Raw genomic sequence first — 22,601 nt, forward strand, 5'->3', positions numbered from 1 at the left:
TCATGCTCCCCTGGATAAGGGCGAGCTATCAAGGCTTCGTCGCGAGATGTAGTTAATCGGCCTTTAAGCAAATCAGGCCTTGAAAATGCGCCGATCAGCGGCCGAGCGGGTTCGTGGCCCTCCCGCCGACCCGGACTTCATAGTGAACATGAGGGCCCGTCGATCGCCCGGTTGAGCCGACGAGCCCGATGATATCCCCCTGGTTGACCGTCTTTCCGGCTTCGACATTGATCGCGGACATATGCGCGTAGCGCGTCTCGACACCGTTTCCGTGATCGAGCGTAACCATATAGCCATAATTGCCAGCCCAGCCGGCACTTGTCACCGACCCCGCCTGCGTCGCCCTGATCGGCGAGCCCGCGGGCGCGGCGAGATCGACGCCCGAATGGAACCGGGTCGCTCCATGCATGGGATCACCGCGCCAGCCAAAGGAACTGGTGAGGCGCCCGCCCGCCGGGAGCAGCGACGGTATGGGACCGCCCGGCACCGCGCTGCGCGGCGGGCTCGACGAGAAGGAGACGACCAGGCCGGTGTCGGCGACATTCGAGCGAACGGCAAAGCGCGGTGCGCCGGCCGCCACCCCCTGGGGCCCGATCGTGATCACCGCCCGCGCCGGGGCGGCCTCCCCACCGGCGTCAGCCTGCCTGTTTGCAAGGGCAGTGGGGCTGCTCGTGACAGCATTGCTCTGGATGAGGCTTGCGCCTCCGCTGGCCGAGACTCCGCCAGAGGGATGCGCGAGGGAGGGGCCGGACTCTTCGGCAGCCGACGGGGCGGCCGCAATGGCCGCCGCGAACGCCAGCATCGATTTTGCCGTGAAAGCCTTCATCGCCCCCCACCCCATTTGGTCGGGGAGTATAACCTCCAAAGCGTGGTATGGCACGGAAAAAGTAACCCATATGCAATCCTTTTGCGCGCGCGCAGATCCGCCGCGCCCATCGCCGCCACGCCGCCGCCAGCGTGCCGGACGGGGCCGCACACCTCGTTGCTTGTCTGCGGCGGATCCGGATTGACGGGCGCCCGGTCAAGCGCCCGATCGCGGATTCCATTCGCGGGGGAGGGGGCTTCGTCTCCACAGGCCGCGCCGCTTGCCGCGCGGATTATAACTTTCTCTTACATTTCGTTAACCATGACAAGGGGGCGGTAACTTGAGAAATATATCCTAATATCAATACTTTGGTCAGGTTACTGGATGCGATCCAACTTTGTGTTGATTTGTCCCGGGTTGCACAATAGGTTTCATTAAGGGTTGCATCGCAAGGCGGTGGCCGAGCTCCTCATGCATGGGGGGTGGCACGTGCGACCCGCTCAGTCGAAAGTGCGGGGAGGTGGCCGGTGGGCGCTTTGCCATTTATCGAAATCACGCCGGCCCGGGACGCCGGAGGGCATGATCGCTGCATTTATTTGCGCGGTGTGAACGGTTCGAGGGCCGGCACGGAACTTCTCTCCGATCACATCTGGGGACTTTATTTCGGTGTCCCCAGGAATCATGGGCTGCGAGTCGGCGACCAGTTGCAAATGGACCTTGATCCCGTTGGTCCTATCGATGCCGAGGTGATCTCGGTCGCGCCCGATATGGTGGGGTGCCGCTTTTCCGATCCGGTCAAGCCTTCGGACCTCTTTCCTGAGGAAGCGCCTCCCGCGGCAGCCAAAGCCGATGTGGCGGCGGAAGATCTCGGCACGCGCCTTACGCAATACCGCCGCGCGAAAGGGATGACCCTTGCGCAGCTTGCTGAGCGCCTCGGCGTCAGCGTCCCGGCGATCTGCGCGTGGGAAAAGAACAAGTCCCGGCCAAAATACAAGCGGCTCGAAATGGTGGCCGCGGCTCTTGGCGTGAGCGTATCGGATCTCCTCGGCCTCTCCGAGCAGATGTCACTGCCCGATCTCATCCTCAATTCGCGGCATCAGATCGCGAGCGCCGCCGGCGTTTCGCCCGACAAGATCGATATCTCCATCCGCCTGTGAGCCTCGTCCCGAAAGCGCCGGTCATGCCGTAGAGGAACGAGCGCGCGCCGAAAGCCAGATGAAGGCGCCGCCGGTCATTCCCCTCGGCGAGGCAGGGGGCTTGCCGGCGTGATTGCTTATGCTGTGTTGCAAGTGTAATACGGCAGCGATATGAAGCTCTTTCACCGTTCCGGCGATCCGCCCCTGCCGCTGGATCTCACCGCTGCGCCCCCAGGCGAGGCGCTGGAAAGCACGCCCGAGGCGCGCCGGCGCCCCCGATGGCTTCACTGGACGGTGCGCGGCCTCACCGCTTTTGTGTTCCTCTTCATCCTCCTTGTCGGCTGGCTTGCACTCACGGCGCCTCTTTCCAAATCGCTCGAGCCGATCGCACCGCCCGAGATAACCCTGCTCGCCTCCGATGGCACGCCGATCGCGCGAATGGGGGCGATCGTCGAGGCGCCCGTCAGGGTGCGCGAATTGCCCGAACATGTGACGGGCGCCTTTCTCGCGATCGAGGATCGGCGCTTCTACACGCATTGGGGGATCGACCCCCGCAGCATCGTGCGCGCAGCGTGGAGCAACTTGACGACCGGGCGCACGCAAGGCGGCAGCACGATCACCCAGCAGCTCGCCAAATTCACCTTCCTCTCGCCAAAGCAGACCCTCGGGCGCAAGGCACGCGAGGCGCTCATTGCCTTCTGGCTCGAGGCCTGGCTTACCAAGGACGAGATTCTCGAGCGCTATCTCTCGAACGCCTATTTCGGCGACAACTGCTATGGCCTGCGCGCCGCGTCGCTCCACTATTTCCACCGCCAGCCCGAGAAGCTGACTCCGGCCCAGGCCGCGATGCTCGCAGGCCTCGTGAAAGCGCCCTCCAGGCTCGCTCCGACGCGCAATTTCAGCCTTGCTGAGGAGCGAATGCGCCTCGTCCTCACCGCCATGGCCGAGGAAGGCTATCTCGGCGAACGCGAGGCGAAGCGCCTTCGCGCCCCGAGCGTCGATGTGAGGACGCGCAATGACCTGCCGACGGGGACCTATTTTGCCGATTGGGCGCTCCCCGAGGCGCGCAAGCTCAGCGATGTCGGCTATTCGCGCCGGACGATCCGGACGACGCTCGACGCGCGGCTCCAGGCGGCGGCGCGCCGCGCGGTGAGCCGGGCACCGCTTGGGAGTGCGCAGGTCGCACTCGTCGCGATGCGCCCCAATGGCGAGGTGGTCGCGATGGTGGGCGGGCGCAACTATGCCGCATCGCCTTTCAACCGCGTCACGCAGGCCCGGCGGCAGCCGGGGTCAACCTTCAAGCTCTTCGTCTATCTTGCGGCATTACGCGACGGGTGGCGGCCCGACGACGAAATCGAAAACGGACCGATCGAGACGGGATCCTACCGGACCAAGAACGCCGGCGGCGCCTATTCGGAGACGATCACGCTCGAGCGCGCCTTTGCCACGTCGAGCAATGTCGCCGCAGTGCGATTGTTCCAGAAGGTCGGGAGCGAGAAGGTGATCAAGGTGGCGCGAAGTCTTGGCGTAACCGCACCGCTTCCCGAAGGCGACCCGAGCCTCGCGCTCGGCACGTCGAGCATGACCTTGCTGGAGCTCACCGCGGCCTATGCCGCGGTGGCCGCCAAGAGCTACCCCGTGGTCCCGCGCGCCTTCAAGGCAGAGGAGCGGGGCTGGTTTTCCCACCTGCTTTTCGGGCCCAGCCGCTTCGGCTCGCGCGAACACAAGGATATGGAGCAGCTCCTCAGGGCCGCGATCAACCAGGGGACGGGGCGCGCTGCGATGCTCGCTGTTCCCAATTTCGGGAAGACCGGGACGACGCAGGACAATCGCGACGCGCTGTTTGTTGGCTACGCAAACGGCCTCGTTGTCGGCGTTTGGATCGGCAATGATGACAATTCACCGCTGGCTGGCGTCTCGGGCGGCGGCGTTCCTGCACGCATCTGGCGGGATTTCATGGTGAATGCGAAGGGCGAGCGGGCCAAGCCCCGACCCCTGCAAAATCCCCGCGGGCCAGTCGAGCCGCAGGACCTGCCTGAAATTCCCGACATTCCCGCGCTTCCCATCGGCGAGAAGACGAGCGTCGGCGTCGAGGGCGGCGATGCGGTGATTTCAACCGAGATCGGCGGCAGCCGCATCGATCTTCGCCTGCCCGTCGGGGGAGATCGCCCGGCAGACGAGGCGCCGCCGCCGCGCTGATCCTCGCGGTCAGTTCCGCCCGCTCATCAGCCCGCGCGCGATCACCTGCGCCTGAATCTCCGCAGCGCCCTCGAAGATATTGAGGATGCGTGCGTCGCACAGGATGCGGCTGATCTCATATTCGAGCGCATAGCCATTGCCGCCGTGGATCTGGAGCGCGGCGTCGGCATTTGACCAGGCTGCGCGCGCGCCCAGCAGCTTTGCCATGCCCGCCTCGATGTCGCAGCGCTTGCCCGAATCCTTCGCGCGCGCGGCGGCGTAGCTGAGCTCGCGTGCCATGACGAAATCGACGAGACTCATCGCGATCTTGTCCGAAACGCGCGGGAAATGGATGATCGCCTGGCCGAACTGCTTGCGGGTCTTCGCATAGTCGAGCCCGAGTTCGAGCGCGCGGCGCGCCACACCGACAGCGCGCGCCGCGGTCTGGATGCGCGCGCCTTCGAAGGTGCGCATCAGCTGCTTGAAGCCTTGCCCTTCCTCGCCGCCGAGGAGCGCGTCGGCGGGGGCGCTCATCCCGTCGAATTGCAGCGCATATTCGCGCATGCCGCGATAGCCGAGGACCTCGATCTCGCTGCCCGTCATGCCGGGGGTTGGGAAGGGCTCGTCCTCGCTCCCGCGGGGCTTGGGTACAAGCAGCATCGAAAGCCCTGCATAGCCCTTCACATCGCTCCGCGTGCGGGCGAGGAGGGTCATGAGGTCCGAGCGCGCAGCATGGGTGATCCAGTTCTTCGCCCCGTCAATGACCCAGCGGCCGTCTTCGAGCCGCGCGCGCGTCTGGAGCGAACCCAGATCCGAGCCGGTGTCGGGCTCGGTGAAGACCGCGGTGGGCAATATCTCGCCGCTTGCGATTTTCGGGAGCCATTCGGCCTTCTGGGCCTCGGTGCCCCCGTGGACGATGAGTTCGCCCGCGATTTCGGAGCGCGTGCCGAGCGAGCCGGTCCCGATCCAGCCGCGCGACAATTCTTCGGTGACGATGCACATGACGAGCTTGCCAAGGCCGAGCCCGCCATATTCCTCGGGAATGCAGACCCCGAATGTGCCAAGTTCCGCCATCGCCTCGACGGTCGCATCGGGAATGAGCGCGTTTCGAAGGTGCCAGCCATGCGCGTTCGGGATGATCGCGGCATCGGTAAAGCGGCGATACTGGTCGCGGATCGCATCGAGATCGGCATCATGCAGCGTCTCGCTTGGCCAGTGGCCCTCGGCGAGCGCGACTGCAACCTCGGCGCGAAGCGCGACGTGGTCCGCTTCGAGAAGGGGCGCGCACGCGTCTGCGAGCGCGCGCGCCGCGTTCCCGAGACCAAGGTCGGCGGGGCGGAAAATCTCATTCTGTCCCATCGGCAGGCCGCCGGTGAGCTGGCCGAGGCTTTCGGCGAATGCGAGCGCTGCGATCCTGGCGTCGAGCGGGTTCGCGCCTCCTCCCTTCTCGAGCCACGCAAGCGTTGCTTCGAGCGCCGCGACACTTGTTGCGACCCAGGCGAAACCATGTGCGGCGCGCTGTTCGGCGTCGATCGGACGCGCCGCGAGCCGCTGCGCGAGCGCAGCCTCGGCGGCCGCTTGAAAGGACCGCGCAGCGGTGAGCGCATTAGCGAGATCCCATTGCATTCTTGAGCTGGTCCTTCTCCGCCAAAAGCCAAGGGGCGGCTCCCGATGCCGGCCTCCAATCGTGTCTGAGCGCAGCTTCCTCTTACACCGCCCGCTCGAAAATCGCGGCAATGCCCTGGCCGCCGCCGATGCACATGGTTTCGAGGCCGAAGCGGCCGTCCCGGCGTACAAGTTCGCGCGTCAGATTGGCGAGGATACGCCCGCCGGTAGCGCCAATCGGGTGGCCAAGCGAAATGCCCGAGCCGTTGACGTTGAGAATGTCGTGGCGGCTGTCATTTTCCGACCAGCCCCAGCCCTTGAGCACGGCAAGAACCTGCGGGGCAAAGGCCTCGTTGAGTTCGACAAGGTCGATATCGTCCCAGCCAAGGCCGCTGCGCGCGAACAATCGCTCGACCGCAGGGACCGGGCCGATGCCCATCCGGCTCGGATCGCAGCCGGCTGCGGCCGAGCTGTGGTACCAGGCAATCGGCTCGAGTCCGAGCTCGTCGAGCTTGTCCTCGGCGACGACAAGGCAGGCCGCCGCGGCATCATTCTGCTGGCTTGCGTTGCCAGCGGTGACGACGCCGCCCTCGAGCGCCTTGAGCTTGCCCAGCGTCTCCATCGAGGCGTCGGCGCGGTAACCCTCGTCATGCGCGAAAACAATCGGGTCGCCCTTCTTTTGCGGCACCGTCACGGGCACCAGCTCATCGTCGAAGAGCCCGTTCGCCCATGCGGCCGCGGCGCGCTGGTGGCTGCGAACCGCGTAGGCGTCGCACGCCTCGCGGCTGATGTCATAGTCCTTCGCGAGATTCTCGGCCGTCTCGATCATTCCGGTGATGACGCCGAAGCGTTCCACCGGCTGCGACATCACCCGCCCGCGCGTCAGCCGGTCGTGGAGCGTGAGATTGCCCGCGCGCACACCCTTGCGGATGCTGGTCGTGTAATGTTCGACATTCGACATCGATTCCACGCCGCCTGCGACGACAATATCGGACATGCCCGTTTGAACCATCATCGCGGCGTTGACGATCGCCTGGAGGCCCGAACCGCAGCGGCGGTCGAGCTGGTAGCCAGGGACCTCGAGCGGCAGGCCCGCCGCGAGCCACGACCAGTGTCCGATGCAGGGGGCCTCGCCATTGCCATAACCTTGCGAGAAGACGACGTCATCGACGCGCGCGGGATCGATCTTCGTGCGCTCGACGAGCGCCTTCAGGATCCCTGCGCCAAGCTCGCCGGCGGTAAGCGAGGAAAGCGATCCGCCGAATTTGCCGACGGCAGTACGGATCGGGGCAACGATGGCGGCGCGGCGAAGGGTCATGAGGTCAGTCTCCGGTAGGGGCGACGCCGACAATGCCGGCGTCGACGAGGCGGGCAATCTCGCCCGAGGAAAGCGAAAGGCGCGAGGCGAGGATTTCCTCGCTGTGCTGGCCGTTCAATGGCGCAGGCTGCGGGGCCAGGCGCTCAGCGTCTGGCAAGGTCGCAAAGGCCCCGGCGGCAGGATAGGCAAAGCCGCTCGGGTTTTCGGCGCGTCCGAATATCGGATTATCGGCCACAAGCACCGGATCGTTCACCGCGTCGAGCATGGTGCGATAGGGCGAGTGGACGATGCCCCCTGCATCGAAGGCCGCGACAAGCTCGGCATGGTCGCGCTCGGCGATCGCCTTTTCAAACAAGGGATAGAGCGCATCGCGGTGAATGAAACGCAGGCCGTCGTCCTTGGCGAAGGAGACGCCGCGCTCGCTCTCGAGGGCTGCGATGGCCTCGCCAAGGCCGAGCGCAGCAACCAGATTGGCCCATTGACGCGGCGTGACGACGACGATCATGGTCCGCTGCCCGTCACGCGTCACAAAGTCGCGGCCGAAGAGGCCATAGACGGCGTTGCCGAGGCGGGGGCGGTTCTCGCCCGAATAGAGAACTTCGGCAATCCCGCCGAGATTGGCAACGGTCCCGATCGCGACGTCGGAGAGGGGGACGCGGACCTCGCCGCCTTCGCCGCTGACGCTGCGCCGCTGGATCGCTGCCAGAAGCGCGAAGGCAGCGTATGCGCCGGTAAGAAGATCCCATGCCGGGAGGACATGATTGACAGGCTCGGGGCCGGCGCCGGTGAGCATGGGGTAACCCACCATATTGTTGACCGTATAATCGAGCGCGGGCGATCCGTCCGCCCAGCCCATCACGCGCACGGTAATAAGGTCGCCGCGCCCCGCCGCCAGCGTTTCGTGCGAGAGGAATCCGCCGACGGGGAAATTGGTGATGAACTGACCCGTCGCCCGAACGAGCTCTTGGAGCAGCTCGCGCCCCTCGGGCCGGCCAAGGTCAAGCGCGAGCGATTTCTTGGCGCGATTGAGATTTTCCCAATAAAGCGAGGCGTTTTCCGTCGTCACCGGCCAGCGCCTGTAATCGGGGCCGCCTCCTATCTGGTCGACGCGGATGACCTCGGCGCCAAACTGCGCGCAGTAAAGGCCGGCTGTGGGCGAGGCGACGAAGGAGGACGCCTCGATTACCGACAGGCCGGACAGCAGATCGTACATCAGTTCGCCGCCGCAAACTCGCGCAGCATATGCTTTGCAATCTGGAGCTGGAGGATCTGCGTCGTGCCTTCGTAAATGCGGTAGATTCGCGCATCGCGGAAGAAGCGTTCCGCGTCATATTCGGCAAGATAGCCGGCACCGCCATAAACCTGGACGCAGGCATCGACGACGCGGCCGCACATCTCGCTTGCGAACACCTTGAACGCTGCGGCTTTCCGCAGGACATTCTCGCCCGCATCGGCGCGGCGGGTCACATCCTCCATCATGCATTCGGCCGCATAGATGTCGATCTCGCTTTGCGCGAGCATCTGCTGGATGAGCTGGAAGTTCGCGATGGGCTCGCCGAACGCCTTGCGCTCGGTTGCATAGCGGATCGCGCTGTCGAGCGCCCGGCGGGCATAAGCGGTCGCCGCCGCGCCCACCGACATGCGCCCATTGTCGAGGCTCATCATCGCATAGGCGAACCCCTTGCCGAGTTCGCCGCCAAGCAGCGCCTCGCCGCCGACGCGGACATCCTCGAGGATCACGTCGGCAATGTGGCTCCCCGACTGGCCCATCTTCTTGTCCGACTTGCCGACGCTCACGCCCGGCACGTCAAAGGGCACGATGAAAGCGGAGACATGCGCGTTCTTGGGCAGATTCTCCTTGCTCGTGCGGGCCATGATCAGGCCGACCTTCGCAAAAGGCGCGTTGGTGATGTAGCGCTTCGTGCCGCTTAGCACCCAGCCGTTGTCGGTCTGGACCGCGCTCGTCTGCAGTCCTGCCGAGTCCGATCCCGAGCCGGGTTCGGTCAGTCCGAAACAGGCGATTTCTCCCGATGCAATGCGCGGCAGCCATTCAGCCTTCTGCGCCTCGGTTCCGCCATTCTTGAGCGCCGAGGTAAACATGCCGATATTGATCGAGATGATCGAGCGGAAGGCCGGCATCGCGTAGGAAAGCGTGTGGATGGTGCGGATATATTGGCTGACATTCATGCCCGCCCCGCCATATTCTTCGGGGATGGTGAGACCGAAGAGGCCCATGTCGCGCATTTCGGAGAGGATGTCGGAAGGAATCTCGTCGGTCTCGACGATCGCCTTTTCCGCCGGGAGGAGCCGCTCGCGCACATAACGCGAAAGCTGCTCGAGGAACTGGTCGAAAACCTCCTGGTCCATCCCGGGGTTTTGCATCGTAACGATCCCTTCTAGCGCCGTGCGATTCGATGCTTCGAGCGCTAACCCTTCGCTCGTGGATTTTCAATATTGAGAATTGATTTTCACAAATATGAAAACTAGATCGTGGCCATGACCGGTCCGGTTCGCTCCGTTTCGCAGGCCTTCGCCATTCTTCGGCTGCTTGCCGATACCAGCCCCCTGTCGCTCTCCGACATCGGCCGGGTTCTTGAGCTCAGCCCCTCAAGCTGCCTCAATCTGTTGAAGACGCTCGCCGCCGAGGGTGCGGTCGAACGCGATGCGCGCAGCAAGCAATATCGGCTCGCGCTTGCCTGGGCGGGGTCTGAGGTTCTGCGCGACGGGACGGCGCTGCGGCTGGCCGAGCGCGCGCAGCCCATGATGACGCGCTTTGCGCAGGCAACCGACGCGGCGGTCGGGCTCTGGAAAATTGTCTCGCGCGACCGCATGCAGCTTGCCGCGCACGCCGAAAGCGAAGCGGGGATGCGCCTGAGGCTCGCCGATGCGCAGCGCCAGCCGCTCGGCGGCGGCGCCGCGGGCCGGGCTATCGCTGCGGCACAGGGCGTGGACGAGGCCGAACTTGCACGCCGCTATGCCCCCGTGCGCTGGCAAGCAGAGCTGCCCTTCGAAACCTACGCCGCGCAGGTACGCGAGGCGGCACGCAAAGGCTTCGCCGTCGACCGCGATTACGCACACCGCGGCGTCTGTACCGTTGCGGTCGGTCTCGTCAGCATTGCGCCGGGCTTTTGCCTCTCGGCGTCGATCGTCGCAGGATCGCGGGGCGAGGCCGAGGTTGAAGCTCTCGGCCTCAAGCTGATTGCGCTGCGCGATGACCTGAACCTCGGGGCGCAATAGCCAATGCTTCTTGTTTCGCGGTCCCTGTCATGTCATGGACGCGCGCGATTAGCGGGGAAACCGTAGCGAGAGGAAGCGATGCAGTTCGACGTGGTGATTGTTGGCGGGGGGCACGGCGGGGCGCAGGTAGCCGTGATGCTTCGGACGCAGAAGTTTGAAGGCAGCATTGCGATCATCGGTGACGAAGCCGAGCTTCCCTACGAGCGCCCACCGCTTTCGAAGGAATATTTCGCGGGCGAGAAGGAATTCGAGCGCATCCAGCTCCGCCCCGCCAAATATTGGGACGAGCGCGAGGTAAGAATGCTGCTCGGCAAGCGCGTCGCCAGCGTCGATCCTGCCGCGCACACGGTCACGACGGACAGCGGCGAGACGATCGGTTACGGCAAGCTTGTCTGGGCGACCGGGGGAAGGCCGCGGATGCTGCCGATCCCCGGGGGCGATCTTCCCGGCGTGCAGGGCGTGCGTACCCGCGCCGACGCCGATGCGATGAAAACGGCGTCCGAGACCGCAAGGCAGATCGTCGTGATCGGCGGCGGCTATATCGGGCTCGAGGCGGCGGCGGTGCTCACCAAGGCGAGCAAGAAGGTTGTCCTCCTCGAGGCGCTCGACCGGGTGCTCGCGCGCGTTGCGGGCGAGGATCTCTCGCGCTTCTATGAAAAGGAGCACCGCGCGCACGGCGTCGACCTTCGCCTCGGGGTCTCGGTCGCCGCGATCGAGGGCGACAGCCATGTGACGGGCGTGCGCCTCGCCGACGGCGAGGTCATCGCGGCCGACCTCGTCATCGTCGGCATCGGGATCGTGCCGGCGGTCGAGCCGCTCATCGCGGCGGGCGCCGAGGGCGGCAATGGCGTTCGCGTCGATAGCCATTGCAAGACGAGCCTTCCCGATATCTATGCGATCGGCGACTGCGCGGCGCATGAGAATGCTTTTGCCGAGGGCGCCTGCATCCGCCTTGAATCGGTTCAGAACGCCAATGACCAGGCCAATGTCGTCGCAAAGGGCATCGTCGGCGACGAGGCGCCCTACAATGCGATCCCCTGGTTCTGGTCGAACCAGTATGACCTGAAGCTCCAGACGGCAGGCCTTTCGACGGGGCACGACCAGGCGGTCCTCAGGGGTGACCCGGCGGCGCGCAGCTTTTCGATTGTCTATCTCAAGGCAGGCAAGGTCATCGCGATCGACTGCGTCAATGCGACGAAGGACTATGTGCAGGGCCGCATGATCGTCACCGCAGGCCTTCGCGCAACCCCTGAGCAGCTCGCCGATGCCGGGACACCTCTTAAGGATTTGCTCAGCAACTAGGCCGATTGCGGGTTCTACCGTGCGCATGGTGCGGCAAGCTGATCCCACTTTCTAACCCTTTCTTTACGGCGATCCGATAAACCTCTCTCGCGGGGAAAGAGGGGGGCACACCGCGGCCATGGGCCGCAACGTCGGAGTGCCACTGTGCTTGAAAATCAGAAGATACGCCCGGTATCGGTGATTGGGCCGATGGGCGATAAGCTGACGCTGAAGGATCTGCCGAAGCGCGATACGCGGCGCTGGGTGAGCCGCCGCAAGGCCGAGGTCGTCGCCGCGGTCGAGGGCGGGCTGATCACGGTAGACGAAGCGTGCGAGCGTTATAATCTGAGCCTTGAAGAATTCGCCTCGTGGCAACGCGCCTATGACCGCCTCGGTGTTCCGGCGCTGCGCGCGACGCGCGTTCAATTCTATCGCGACCGGTTCGGTATCTGAACTGAGGGGGCTGCTCAGCGCAGCGCGGCCTCGCGGTTCGCACTATCGGCCGATGGGACGTCGGCTCCGGCAAGGCGCTGCAGCGATACCTGGTTACGCCCCGCGTGCTTGGCCTCGTAAAGCGCATCGTCGGCAATTTTGTAGAGCCGCTGAAAATCGCACGCCGGGCGCACCTCGGCGACCCCGATGCTCGCCGTGACCGCGCGATCGCCGATTGTCTCGCTATGATCGCAGGCCGCAATCTCGCGGCGGATGCTTTCGGCGAAGCGATCAAGAACGATGCCGTCCATGCCGATCGTCAGCAGTCCGAACTCTTCACCGCCAAGGCGCGCGACCGTGCAGATCGGGCCTTCCCACCGCGCGATGCGGCGCGCGATCCGGCACAAGACAGCGTCGCCGGCGTGGTGGCCATACACATCGTTGATCGACTTGAACCGGTCGATGTCGACGAGCAGCAACGCCGCTGGAAGATCATCCTCGCGTGCCCGCTTGAGCAGGGGGCTCACGCTTTCGATGAAGCCGCGGCGGTTGGGAAGCCCGGTCAGCGGATCGCGCCTCGCGAGCTCGCGCGCCTGCGCCTCGGCGAGCCGCGCACGATCCCGCTCGATGCGTAGCTTTGAAAGACGGCGGGTCGCTGCCGCGGAAAGCCAGAGCGCCTGCCAGGTCGCAGCGATCAGAATGAGAAGTTTCGAGCCGCCGCCCCAGAGGCCGTCTTCGACATCGACGAGGTTGATGAAGGCGAGCACGGCCATCGGCAGGCCCCAGGCCGCGGCAAAGTCGCGAGCCTCGCCTGAGCCGCGCCGCCAGGCAGCCACGAGGCAGATCGTCACGGCGGCAAGGTCGGCGAGGATGACCAGACCCAGGAGATCCGCCCAGCGGCCGATATCGCCGCTGCGCATCATGGCGAGCGGAATGCCGGCAAGTCCGACGCCGAGACCAAGGGCAAGCGTGACGTGCCGCCATCTTTTGGGAACGCCGCTTCGGTCGAGCGCAGTCACCGCGCTGGCGGTGGCAAGTGCAATGGCAAGACAGGAAAGGAAGGTGCAAATCTGCGCCGAAAGCGTGCCCGCCATGAAGGGCAGAAAGGCGAGATGGATTTGCGACCACAAGGTGCCCCAGAGGAGCATCGTCCCCGCCCACGCCGCTTGCCAGGCGAGATACTGGCGGCGGACTGCGACCGCCAGCGAAAGGCTGTAGATGCCGCTCACGAGAAGGAGGGTAAGCGCGGCGCCAACCGCCGCTGCCATGCCGGCCGCCTGCATGCTGCTTTCGCCCGCCGGCAAGAGATGCGCGCGGATGAGTTGATGGCTGGCGAGGCGGTCGAAGCGCATCGTCACCGATGTGAGCGGCGCGGAGCGTTCCGGGGGCTCGAACAGGATCTGCCCGCCCGCTCGCCAGTGCATGCCATAATCGCCCTGACGGACCTGCTGCCAGCGAACGGCGCCGTCTGCATAGGCAAAGGCGACCGCGAGCCTGTCGAAGCGCGAATGATGCACCATGAGGGCTGCTCTGCCGCGCGGGGCGGGGAGGGTGTTCATATCGGCGTGCAGCCAAAGGCTGGCCTGCTGATATCGTTCGGGCGACCCAGTGCAGGAGAAGCGAAGTTCGGGAAGCTTCGTATCGCTTAAGTCGAGCCCGCTCACCGCGTGGCACACCGCCTCGTTAAGGCGAAGCGCGGTCGCTTCCGCCGGTGCCGTTCCGACGACTGGCGCGACGACTCCCAGCGCAAGCAGCAGCCGTACGCAAAGGCGAATCAGGAGGCGCATCATGGACGTCATCGCGAAAAATTATGGCGCCTATGTCTTTGGGAATGCTTACCGGGCAAGCGAGTAATACTATCTCGATTTTGGGCGCCTTTGCCGAGCGAGGCCATGTCCTGCCACGGCATTTTCCAGCCCGGCGCGCAGCGCGGTCCCGTTGAGATGGGTCCGCGCGCGGGCGCCGGGATGGCATTGTCTGCGATCGTCCCGAGCGTATGGGCGCCGCGGGGTCGCTGCCTTTGCCGCCACCCGCCGCGACCAAGCATGCGGACGGGCGGACTTTTCGCCGGCCGCCATTTCGAGCGAAAATGCGCTGGATGATTTGCAACGCCCGAAGCGGATCGCGCCCGCCCGGTGACGTTGCTCGCCCTGCGCTTCCTCGTGCTGACCGCTGCGTCCGGGCGAGCTTGCGGGCGCCCGCCGGGATGAGTTCCGGTGGGCGCCTCGCCGATCGATTAATATCGGTAGGAGATATTGACGCCGACGGTACGCGGGTGTCCATACTGGCGGGTCCAGCCGACGCTCGTGTTCAAGGCCTGGGTGCGATAGAGCCGATCGAAGATATTCTTGCACCATAGCGACACTCGCCAGTGGTCATTCACCGATACGCCGACTTCGGCGTTGCCGACGAAATAGCCCCCCTCGACCGCCTCCAGTGGGCTGCGAACGATGTCGAAGCGGACCCGGCTTTGATATTTGCCGGACAATATGATGTCCGCATCGACCCGGTCCGAAACGGCCCATTCATATTTTGCCAGGCCGTTGAGGGTCAGTCGCGGTGAATTGGGGAGCACGCTGCCCTTCGCCACGCCAGCCACCACCGATTTGGTTACTTCCGTATCGATGAAACCGACGCCGGCACGGATATCGAGCCCGTCTGCCGGGCGCCACCAGGCGTCGGCTTCTGCACCCTTGACGCGCGCGTCGCCGACATTGGCGATGCCGAACAAGACTCCGATCGGAGAATCGAAGAGCGGGCCATAGATTTGCGCGTCGCGATATTCATAGTCGAACACGGCCGCGTTCACCTGGAGATTGGGTGCCACGCGTGTCTTGATCCCCACTTCATAGGCGGTCAGCTTTTCGTCACCGAAGGGTTGCAGAACGCTGGGATCAAAGGTCAACTGCCCCTGGAACCCGCCCGATTTGAAGCCCCTGCTGACGCTGGCATATATCAGGGTGCGCTCCCCGGCCTTGTAGTTCAGGCCGATTTTGCCGGAGACGTTGGAGGTCGAATATTTGTTGGCAACGGGCGCGAACAGGTCGTTGCAACTACCTGCCGCGCAAAGGAAAGTGGTGGCCTGGTCAAAGGTCTTGCGCTCTTCGGTATAACGCAGGCCGCCGACCAACGTCAGCCTTGGTGCGAGCGTCCATTCAGCGTGCGCGAAAACCGCGTAAGCGTCGGTGCGTTGGCGATAATTGTTTCCGATGGTGTCAAGTCCGGCCAAGCCAAGGAGCGGGAGCAGATCGAGCGCATAAAATTCATCATGCGCCCGCACCTTGTCCCGCGAATAAAAGGCCCCGCCGATCAGCGTGAGGTCGTCGGCGTCATAAGCCAGCCTTATCTCCTGCGAATATTGGTCGATCCGGTTGGCGTAGGTGCCATCGAGGAAAACCAGCGACGTTCCGTCAGTGTCTTCGGCGTGCAGACGGGTGAAATGTTCATAGGCGCTGATCGAGGTGAGCGACAACCGCGGGGCCAGCGTCCAGTTGACCGTCAATGAGGCCCCCGTCGATTCCAGCTCCATTCGGGGATCGGTGCCGGCCCCCGCCACGCGGGGCTGGCCGGCATAGGCATCCTCTTCAGTGGTCAGCACATTATCCGCCTTGTACAAGGCGGTGTCAGACCGATCATAGCCCTTGTGGAGATTGAGGAGCATGGTGATCGCGTCACTCGGCTCCCACTGCAATTGCAGGCGGCCGTTGGTGCGATCGATCCTCCCGATCCGGTTTCCAGTAACATAATTGGTCTGCGGTCCGGACCCCTGCTGGACGGTCTGGAGCGCGAACCGCGCGTTCAGGGTCGGAGTGAGCGCGCCTCCGACCGCGCCGTCGAGGTGCCAGCTTTCGTAGCTGCCGAACCCGCCTTCCAGTCGGACATCGGTGGCCGATGACGGCTTGCGGCTGATGATATTGACTGCGCCGGCGGTCGTGTTGCGACCATATAGATCGCCCTGCGGTCCCTTCAAAATCTCGATGCGATCGACGTCGTAGAGCCCGAACGTCAGCATCGCGGGGGAGACGAGATAGACATTGTCGACATAGATGCCGGCCGCCGGATTATTGTTCACGGCATAGTCGTTGAGGCCGATGCCGCGAATGCTGACATTGGTGATGCTGTTGGCCATGACGTTCTTGATTTGCACATTCGGCGTCACGGCAGCGAGATCAACGATCGATTGGGTTCCGGCAGCTTCAAGATCGTCACCGCTCAGCACGCTGATCGTGACGCCGACATCATCAGCGCGCTGTTCGCGGCGTTGGGCGGTGACGACGATGTCGCCGAGAGCAGTGTCCGGCGCCTTCGCTTCCGGCGCCTCTGGTCCGGCCTGCTGCGCGGAAGCCGCGGTGGCGGCGAGCGAACTGGTGATTGCCAACGCGAGCCACCCGGCTCCGCGAAAATGATCCCTCAACATGAACTGTCTCCCCCCTAGAAGTCGATATTTGGATAGCCTTTGAGTGTCTTGGGCTGCGGCTTGGCATAAGTCCGCTTGCTGTGCCGCAAGCCGGCTCGAACGATCGCCTGCGCTGTGCAGACCGTTGCCGGGATCGGATCGACGACCGGCAGGTCGTGTCCCCTTGCCGTGAGCGCGGAACCGATGGCCTCGGCGCAGCCCAGGAATCCCGTGCAACCCAGCACGATGGCATGAGCGCCGTCGCTTTCGACCGCGGCCAGCGACGCCCGGGCCAGTTCCTCGGTCAACCGCGCCGGGTCCGATTCCAGCTCGAGCACCGGAATATCGATAACCCGGACCGACGCGAGCTTGCCGGCCATGCCGTAAAGCGTCGCGAGGTTTTCGATCATCGGCACCACCGAATCGAGGACGGTGACAATGCTGAAGCGATGGCCCAGCATGGCCGCGAGGTGCATGGCGGTTTCCGAAGGACCAAGGACCGGGATCGACACGACTTCGCGCACGGCCTTGAGCCCGGGGTCACCCATGCAATCGATGATGACGGCGTCGGCGCCCGACCGCTCCGCGGCGATCGCTTCGGCGACGATCCCTGGCACCGCCATCGCCTCGTCGAATTCGCACTCGATCGAAGCCGGACCCGCCGAGATCAGGGACTGGGTGATGGAAAGGCCGTTTCCGTTCAGATCGGCAACGTCGTCGAGCGTGCGAATTCCTTCGGTGACGATCGGCGTGACGAGATGGATACGCATCAGATCATGTCCTTGCTAAGGCTGGCGATGGGGCGATAGGATTCGGTGAGACCGAAACAGGCCGGCCCAACCACCTCGAGCGCACGCGGCGTAGTGAGGAGCGGCGGCGCGCTGCAGCCGACGACCGCAACGCGCTGCCCATAGGCGAGCCGTTCGGTGGGAATGGCATGGGCCGTTTCGGCATCGACGATCGTCACCAGGTCCGGCACGATGCAGCGTAACCGGCCATCGACCGTGACAATCAGATTTTCGTTCTGGAACTTCAGCTCCGCTTGTTCCGCGCCGGTCATGGCCGAAACCGTGCAACTTCCGAAAACCCAACCCTTGGAGGTATCGCGTTCAAGCGCGGTAATCTTCCCTCGAAAGATCACCTCGGCATCCTTGTAATAGTCATGGCTGCGCAGGGCCGCGACCAGACGATCGATCGGCGAGCGAGCATCGTCGCTGCGCGAGACCGCCTCGCCGATCCCGATCGCACCCGACAGCGTCTTGGGAATGGCAGCGCGGCGCGCCTCCGCCCCGGTCATCGGATAGCAGGACATGCAGACGCTGGCGCCCATCGCGGCCGCAACCGGACGGGCCAGTTCCTCCGCCTTCAGGCCCGTCGTCGTCTGATAGAGGACGCTGTTGCCATGTTCGTCGGCGACCGTCAGCGGCGCGCAGGCGACACCCTCGATATTGAAACTCGTCATCTGCAAGGCCGGGAAAGCCCGCCCCATGCCGTCGCCGTCGACGATGGGCAGCCCGCGCATCGCGGCATAGGCCACCGGCATCATCGAATTGCACCCGCCGATTTCCGCCGAAATGATCGCGGTCGCCTGGCGACCAAGAAATCGTTCGAGCGTTTCAACGGCGCGATGCTGATCCTCGATCGAAAAGAGCTTCTCGATCATCACCGTCGGCGCGCCCATGGCAGCGGCGATGAAGACATTGGCGTCGTCGGACAGTTCATCGAGGGATATCACCCGAACCGGGCCGAATTTGGCGATCGCCTCGCGGCAAAGCAGCGAACCGAGATAAGGGTCGCCGCCGCCGCCGGTACCGAGGAACGAAGAGCCGATGGCGAGATGTTCGATATTCTCGAGCGTGATTTCGGTCGCCATCATCGTCACTCCGCCAAAGCCAGGTCACCGATGGCGCGGCAGACAATGCGCGTCGCTCCTCCGGGTAGATATTGCAGGGGAACCGCCTCGACATTGACGATTCTGATACTGTCGGGCGCGGCACCGGCGCTGATCGCCTGTGCGCGGGCCTGCGCCTCTGCATCGGCAATCGCGGCGGAGCGCGCCTCGCCGTCGGGGATGTTATAAATCCGGTCGACTTCGCCGCTGACCTGGCCAATGGCGGCACCGATGGCGTTGGCAACCCCCGCATGATCGGGTCGCAGCATTTCGGACACGCCGCGGGGCGTATCGGATACGAGGACGGCGCCGCCGCCGACCAGGATCATCGGAATGTCCCGCGGCGAGGTTTTCATGCGGTCGATGGCGTCGTCGACCAGCGCGGCGATCGCGCGCGCTGCCCCGGCGACTACATCTTCCGGCATGCCCGTCACGAGCGCGGGATCGCCGAATGCGGCCTGTCCTCGGGCGACTGCGATGTCACTGGCCGTCAGCGTGCCCCCGCCAAAGATCAAACCTTCGCTGTGCAGACGAAAGCCGACCGAATCGGGGCCTACCGAAACGCCCTGCGCGCCCGAGCGGACACGGCTGCCGCCACCTAGGCCGATCGACAGGATATCGGGCATTCGGAAATTGGTTCGGACCCCGCCCACATCGACGTGAACGGTCGACTGCCGCGGAAAGCCATCGATCAGAACGCCTAGATCGGAAGTGGTGCCCCCGATGTCGACCACGATGGCCTCACTTGCGCCCGTCAGCCACGCGGCGCCGCGAAGGCTGTTGGTGGGACCGGCTGCAAAGGTCAGCACCGGGTAACGCTGCATATGGGGGGCGCTCATCAGCGTGCCGTCATTCTGGCTGACGTAGAAGGGCGCCGAAATGCCGAGATCCTGCAACGCGCGTTCAAAGGCTGTCGTGATCGTCAACGCCAGCGGCCGCAGACTGGCATTCATGATCGCAGCATTCTCGCGCTCAAGCAATCCAACGCGCCCCAGTTCCGAGGAGAGTGAAACCTCGATTTCGGGCGCGTGCTGGGAAACCAGCGCTGCGATGCGCTCCTCATGAGCGGGATTGAGCTGGCTGAAGATGCACGAAACCGCGATTTGCCTGATACCTGCGGCACGGGCTTCGCCGATGGCATCGACAATCGCCGCTTCGTCCAATGGAGAAATCTCTCTGCCGTCGAACTCATAACCGCCGGCCACCATTTTCGAGCCGCCGCAAAGCATCGGTTTCAGATCGTCGGGCCACGAACTGAACGGCGGTATCCCGCGCCCGGCAGGGAAGCCCGCGCGAATGGCGAAGACGGGGACAAGCTCGCGGCGCTGGATGAAGGCGTTGGTAAAATGGGTGGTGCCGATCATCACTGCATCGATCGCGTCCGGTCCGACGCCGCAGGTATCGATCAAGGCGCCAATGGCGTCGGAAATGCCCGAGCTGACATCGGCGCGGGTCGGCCGCTTTACGGCGCCCAGAACGGTCTTCCCTGCCAGCAGCACGGCATCCGTATTTGTCCCGCCGACATCCACACCTATGCGCATCCACACCCTCCGCTCGATTTCGGCAAAAGCTTTCCGCGCGGAGAATGAATGGCTCAAGAGCGTCGTTGAGTAGGTTTTATATCCTACCTAGTAGTCGCAGCGAACGAGGATCTGGGTGAACCTACCGAAATGTGGAGGTATCGGCGTCCAGGTCGAGCTTCCGTGCGGCGGCGACGGCCGACGCGCGATCATGAACGCCCATCTTCTTGAAGATATTCTTGAGGTGAAAGCGCACGCCATGTTCCGACAAGCCGAGCTGGCGGGCCAGTTGCTTGTCCGACCCGCCGGCCTCCAATGTTCGCAAAACCTCAATTTCGCGCCGGGACAGCTTTCCGCTGGCGATGCTGTCTCGTTCTTGCAGGCGATTGACCAACCTGGCGACAAAGCCTCGCTCAGCCTCGCTCAGGGTATCATCGTCTATCAAGGCGCGGATCATCGGCGCGAACCTGCGGCCCGCGATCTCTCTAAAAATCTGTCGCATGCCGCTCGCGGTGCCGATGACGACAGCAGCGCGCAGCGCGGTATTGGCGCGGCTGGTTTCGCCCTCCGCACTGGCTAAGGCAAACATAACGAGAAGATAGCGGAGCCGGGAGCGTTGCAATCCCCGAGCCTCGGCCTCCGATATCGCTTCATCGAGCAAGGCCCAGGCTTCGGCGATGTTCTGATCGAAATAGCAGGCATAGGCGCGCGCAATCGTGAAGACTTCAAGCTCCTGCCAGCTCGCCGTCGCCCCGGCCCGGGGAATGGTCCAATGGGCGGGCGTCGCCACGTCGGCTCCATGCAGCCGGGCCTCACCAGCAGCGCACAGTCCCAGCGCGACGATCAGATCGCCGACGCGGGGCAAGCCCTGCGCCCGCAATTTGCGCGCCTCGTCCTCTACCGCCACGATTGCAGGCCCGATGCCGTGGTCGGCGATATTGACGCGGATCATCACTTCATAGGCTGCAAAATATATGTCGAACCAGGCTTCAGCCTCGGGCATGCGGTTCGCCGATTTGCGTAACGAGTTGCGGGCGCTCGACAGTTGCCCCGATTCGAATTCGATCGACGCATTCAGTGCCGCGATCACCGTTTCGACGCCGACATCATGCGCGAACTCCTGCTGCCACCGTCGCCGCGCATCGGTCACGCAGGTCCTCGCCTGCTTCAACCTTCCCTGGGCGAGGTTAATCGACGCTTCGTGCATCTGCAGAAACATCAGATTGTAACGCGACCCCGCCTTTTCGGCGTGCGCGCGCGCGTCGATCAAATTGGCTATCGCCGTGTCGAACCGCGCGCGCTGACAGTTCAATATGGCCGAAAGCGTCGCAAGGAAGGTGCGCATCGCCGCATCGTCGGCCTGTTCGCCGATAATCCGCTTCAAAAGCTCGAGGTCACCCGTCCGTTCCAGCGAACAGCCATAGACCAGCAAGGTCACGCGCACGAGTTCGACGTCGACACTCAAGGGATGCGTGGCGCCCATATCCCGAGCCAGCGTTTCGAATAGGTCTTGGGCAACATGGATGCGGCCGGATTTCAGATGAACGATGCACTCGATCATCTTCAGTACCGCCGACTCCGCGATGTCGTCGGCGCTCGAATTGTCGAGCAGGCACTTCAGAACCGAAAAGCCGTGGACAATCCATATCCGCAGCGCGCCGTGCTCGCGGGCATAAGTGCGGATACGAGCGGAATCGCCCGCCATTCTGGCCAGAACGGCCGCCTCGCCGAGCCGCCCCTTCGCAGAACAGCGGTCCGCCATGACAACCAGACCATCGGCCCGGCTGCGGCCATCGGACACTGCCACCGCATCGCGTAGCCAGATTCGCATTGCCCGCTGCAATTGGAATTGCCCGCCGTGCCGATCGACGAGGCCCCTCAATCGGAAAGCGATCTCCGCGATGATCTGGCCGTCGCTCCGCTGGCCGGCAATGCCCGAGAGGATGTCGGTATCGACCGTTTCGAGCATGCTCGCATGGACGAGAGCCGTCAGCTCCTCGGGAGCGAGCAGCGGCAAAATGTCTTGGGCTATAAAATCACCGAGGCGGCTTTCCCTCACAATATCCAGGTCGCTGAGCCCTTCGCAATGGCCCCTTGTCGACGCCGACCATGCGCACAGCAAATCCAGCGCGATCGGCCAGTTCCCGGCGAGGTCACGGATGCGGCCGCGGCTTTTTGCCGGGATCATCGCCTGCGTGACTTCGGCAATTTCCTGCGGTCGCAGGCGCAAGGCGTTGGCGTCGAGAACGTCGATGGCTTGCCGCGCGTCCATTCGCGACAGCGGAAAATCACCGACCTGGCTCATCGAGACGATCACCCTTTGGCCGGAGTTGGAGGAACTTGTCCGTTCGAGCGCCAGGCCGAGCCATCGACCATCGGCAGCGTCGACATCGTCGATCACGATAACCTGCCTCGCGTCGGTCAATACCGCATCTGCGGCGGCCCGCGGGTTGGCTTCATGTTCCAACAGGCCGAATAGTCTGATGGGATACCCGCTGTTGGCTGCGATTTTCTGTGCGGCGGCCTGCGCCAGCCGCGACTTGTGAAATCCAGGTGGTGCGAAAAGCACGACGGTGCCTCGCCCGGCCACAATCCGATCAACCAGCCGGTCGTGATTTCCCTCCGCCATTCGAACCCCGATCATCACCAGTTCGATTATGTCGATTGAACTGCTACTACCAAGTAGGACGATGGGGCAAGCGGATGCCCAACAATCAGTCAGGGCAGTGAGCGGACTAAGCGACTCTACCGGTCGCGTATCGATCGAGCATGGCGTTTTGACCGCGTCCGGCAGCGGTGCTT

General features: G+C 64.1%; 16 protein-coding genes. 5 read left to right on the forward strand and 11 right to left on the reverse strand.

All coding sequences use genetic code 11. The annotated features are described in order from the left end of the window. Window positions 1–94 precede the first annotated feature (94 nt). Complete coding sequence (locus LH20_RS06465; RefSeq protein ID WP_053553506.1) at window positions 95–826, reverse strand: M23 family metallopeptidase; 732 nt, start codon at window positions 824–826, stop codon at window positions 95–97. Between the two features lie 584 nt (window positions 827–1,410). Between LH20_RS06465 and LH20_RS06470 the strand changes: the two genes are divergently transcribed. Next, the gene (locus tag LH20_RS06470) at window positions 1,411–1,962 is read left to right on the forward strand and encodes a helix-turn-helix domain-containing protein (protein ID WP_158501112.1); all 552 of its coding nucleotides are present in this window, start codon (window positions 1,411–1,413) and stop codon (window positions 1,960–1,962) included. Window positions 1,963–2,112: 150 nt separating this feature from the next. Beyond that, window positions 2,113–4,140 (forward strand): transglycosylase domain-containing protein, encoded by a 2,028-nt coding sequence (locus LH20_RS06475; protein ID WP_053553508.1) that lies wholly within the window; start codon window positions 2,113–2,115, stop codon window positions 4,138–4,140. Between the two features lie 9 nt (window positions 4,141–4,149). On the opposite strand, the gene LH20_RS06480 is transcribed toward LH20_RS06475, so the two are convergent. The 4 genes from LH20_RS06480 to LH20_RS06495 form a co-directional block, all read right to left on the reverse strand. Beyond that, a complete protein-coding gene (locus tag LH20_RS06480) occupies window positions 4,150–5,745 on the reverse strand; it encodes an acyl-CoA dehydrogenase family protein (RefSeq protein WP_053553509.1) in 1,596 nt (531 codons plus the stop codon). Window positions 5,746–5,827: 82 nt separating this feature from the next. Continuing rightward, complete coding sequence (locus LH20_RS06485; protein WP_053553510.1) at window positions 5,828–7,042, reverse strand: acetyl-CoA C-acetyltransferase; 1,215 nt, start codon at window positions 7,040–7,042, stop codon at window positions 5,828–5,830. A 4-nt stretch (window positions 7,043–7,046) separates the two neighbouring features. Next, window positions 7,047–8,255, reverse strand: a complete 1,209-nt coding sequence (locus LH20_RS06490) for a CoA transferase (RefSeq protein WP_053553511.1) — start codon at window positions 8,253–8,255, stop codon at window positions 7,047–7,049. Beyond that, window positions 8,255–9,424: an acyl-CoA dehydrogenase family protein gene (locus LH20_RS06495; RefSeq protein WP_053553512.1), complete on the reverse strand. Its 1,170-nt coding sequence runs from the start codon at window positions 9,422–9,424 to the stop codon at window positions 8,255–8,257. The genes LH20_RS06490 and LH20_RS06495 overlap by 1 nt, the downstream gene beginning before the upstream one ends. Before the next feature lie 114 nt (window positions 9,425–9,538). Here LH20_RS06495 and LH20_RS06500 point away from each other — a divergent pair, with 114 nt between their 5' ends. From LH20_RS06500 to sciP, 3 genes are all read left to right on the forward strand, one after another. Continuing rightward, window positions 9,539–10,279, forward strand: a complete 741-nt coding sequence (locus LH20_RS06500; protein WP_053553513.1) for a helix-turn-helix domain-containing protein — start codon at window positions 9,539–9,541, stop codon at window positions 10,277–10,279. Between the two features lie 78 nt (window positions 10,280–10,357). Then, the gene (locus LH20_RS06505) at window positions 10,358–11,581 is read left to right on the forward strand and encodes an NAD(P)/FAD-dependent oxidoreductase (protein ID WP_053553514.1); all 1,224 of its coding nucleotides are present in this window, start codon (window positions 10,358–10,360) and stop codon (window positions 11,579–11,581) included. A 144-nt stretch (window positions 11,582–11,725) separates the two neighbouring features. Then, entirely contained in the window at window positions 11,726–12,013 is a 288-nt protein-coding gene (gene sciP / locus LH20_RS06510) for a CtrA inhibitor SciP (RefSeq protein ID WP_053553515.1), read from the forward strand. Between the two features lie 14 nt (window positions 12,014–12,027). Here sciP and LH20_RS06515 read toward each other — a convergent pair whose 3' ends face one another. From LH20_RS06515 to LH20_RS06540, 6 genes are all read right to left on the reverse strand, one after another. Then, on the reverse strand, window positions 12,028–13,779 hold the full coding sequence (locus tag LH20_RS06515) for a sensor domain-containing diguanylate cyclase (protein ID WP_235527142.1): 1,752 nt from the start codon (window positions 13,777–13,779) through the stop codon (window positions 12,028–12,030). 449 nt (window positions 13,780–14,228) lie between these two features. Further along, complete coding sequence (locus LH20_RS06520) at window positions 14,229–16,409, reverse strand: TonB-dependent receptor (RefSeq protein WP_053553517.1); 2,181 nt, start codon at window positions 16,407–16,409, stop codon at window positions 14,229–14,231. Between the two features lie 14 nt (window positions 16,410–16,423). Next, on the reverse strand, window positions 16,424–17,158 hold the full coding sequence (locus tag LH20_RS06525; protein WP_053553518.1) for an aspartate/glutamate racemase family protein: 735 nt from the start codon (window positions 17,156–17,158) through the stop codon (window positions 16,424–16,426). Next, window positions 17,158–18,261 (reverse strand): DUF917 domain-containing protein, encoded by a 1,104-nt coding sequence (locus LH20_RS06530; protein WP_053556134.1) that lies wholly within the window; start codon window positions 18,259–18,261, stop codon window positions 17,158–17,160. Before LH20_RS06530 ends, LH20_RS06525 begins: the two co-directional genes overlap by 1 nt. A gap of 5 nt (window positions 18,262–18,266) precedes the next feature. Then, on the reverse strand, window positions 18,267–19,820 hold the full coding sequence (locus LH20_RS06535) for a hydantoinase/oxoprolinase N-terminal domain-containing protein (protein ID WP_053553519.1): 1,554 nt from the start codon (window positions 19,818–19,820) through the stop codon (window positions 18,267–18,269). 121 nt (window positions 19,821–19,941) lie between these two features. Further along, entirely contained in the window at window positions 19,942–22,428 is a 2,487-nt protein-coding gene (locus tag LH20_RS06540; protein WP_235527143.1) for a LuxR C-terminal-related transcriptional regulator, read from the reverse strand. Window positions 22,429–22,601 lie beyond the last annotated feature (173 nt).

It is taken from the genome of Sphingopyxis sp. 113P3, from assembly GCF_001278035.1.
In the GTDB taxonomy this organism is placed as follows: Bacteria; Pseudomonadota; Alphaproteobacteria; order Sphingomonadales; family Sphingomonadaceae; genus Sphingopyxis.

Excerpts from the sequence above, each read along its gene's own strand:
- LH20_RS06515 (WP_235527142.1), bottom strand. The coding sequence starts at position 13,779 with ATGCGCCTCCTGATTCGCCTTTGCGTACGGCTGCTGCTTGCGCTGGGA.
- LH20_RS06495 (WP_053553512.1), bottom strand. The coding sequence starts at position 9,424 with ATGCAAAACCCCGGGATGGACCAGGAGGTTTTCGACCAGTTCCTCGAG.
- LH20_RS06485 (WP_053553510.1), bottom strand. The coding sequence starts at position 7,042 with ATGACCCTTCGCCGCGCCGCCATCGTTGCCCCGATCCGTACTGCCGTC.
- LH20_RS06500 (WP_053553513.1), top strand. The coding sequence starts at position 9,539 with ATGACCGGTCCGGTTCGCTCCGTTTCGCAGGCCTTCGCCATTCTTCGG.
- LH20_RS06480 (WP_053553509.1), bottom strand. The coding sequence starts at position 5,745 with ATGCAATGGGATCTCGCTAATGCGCTCACCGCTGCGCGGTCCTTTCAA.
- LH20_RS06505 (WP_053553514.1), top strand. The coding sequence starts at position 10,358 with ATGCAGTTCGACGTGGTGATTGTTGGCGGGGGGCACGGCGGGGCGCAG.
- LH20_RS06525 (WP_053553518.1), bottom strand. The coding sequence starts at position 17,158 with ATGCGTATCCATCTCGTCACGCCGATCGTCACCGAAGGAATTCGCACG.
- LH20_RS06465 (WP_053553506.1), bottom strand. The coding sequence starts at position 826 with ATGAAGGCTTTCACGGCAAAATCGATGCTGGCGTTCGCGGCGGCCATT.
- LH20_RS06530 (WP_053556134.1), bottom strand. The coding sequence starts at position 18,261 with ATGGCGACCGAAATCACGCTCGAGAATATCGAACATCTCGCCATCGGC.
- LH20_RS06540 (WP_235527143.1), bottom strand. The coding sequence starts at position 22,428 with ATGGCGGAGGGAAATCACGACCGGCTGGTTGATCGGATTGTGGCCGGG.
- LH20_RS06475 (WP_053553508.1), top strand. The coding sequence starts at position 2,113 with ATGAAGCTCTTTCACCGTTCCGGCGATCCGCCCCTGCCGCTGGATCTC.
- LH20_RS06490 (WP_053553511.1), bottom strand. The coding sequence starts at position 8,255 with ATGTACGATCTGCTGTCCGGCCTGTCGGTAATCGAGGCGTCCTCCTTC.
- LH20_RS06535 (WP_053553519.1), bottom strand. The coding sequence starts at position 19,820 with ATGCGCATAGGTGTGGATGTCGGCGGGACAAATACGGATGCCGTGCTG.
- LH20_RS06520 (WP_053553517.1), bottom strand. The coding sequence starts at position 16,409 with ATGTTGAGGGATCATTTTCGCGGAGCCGGGTGGCTCGCGTTGGCAATC.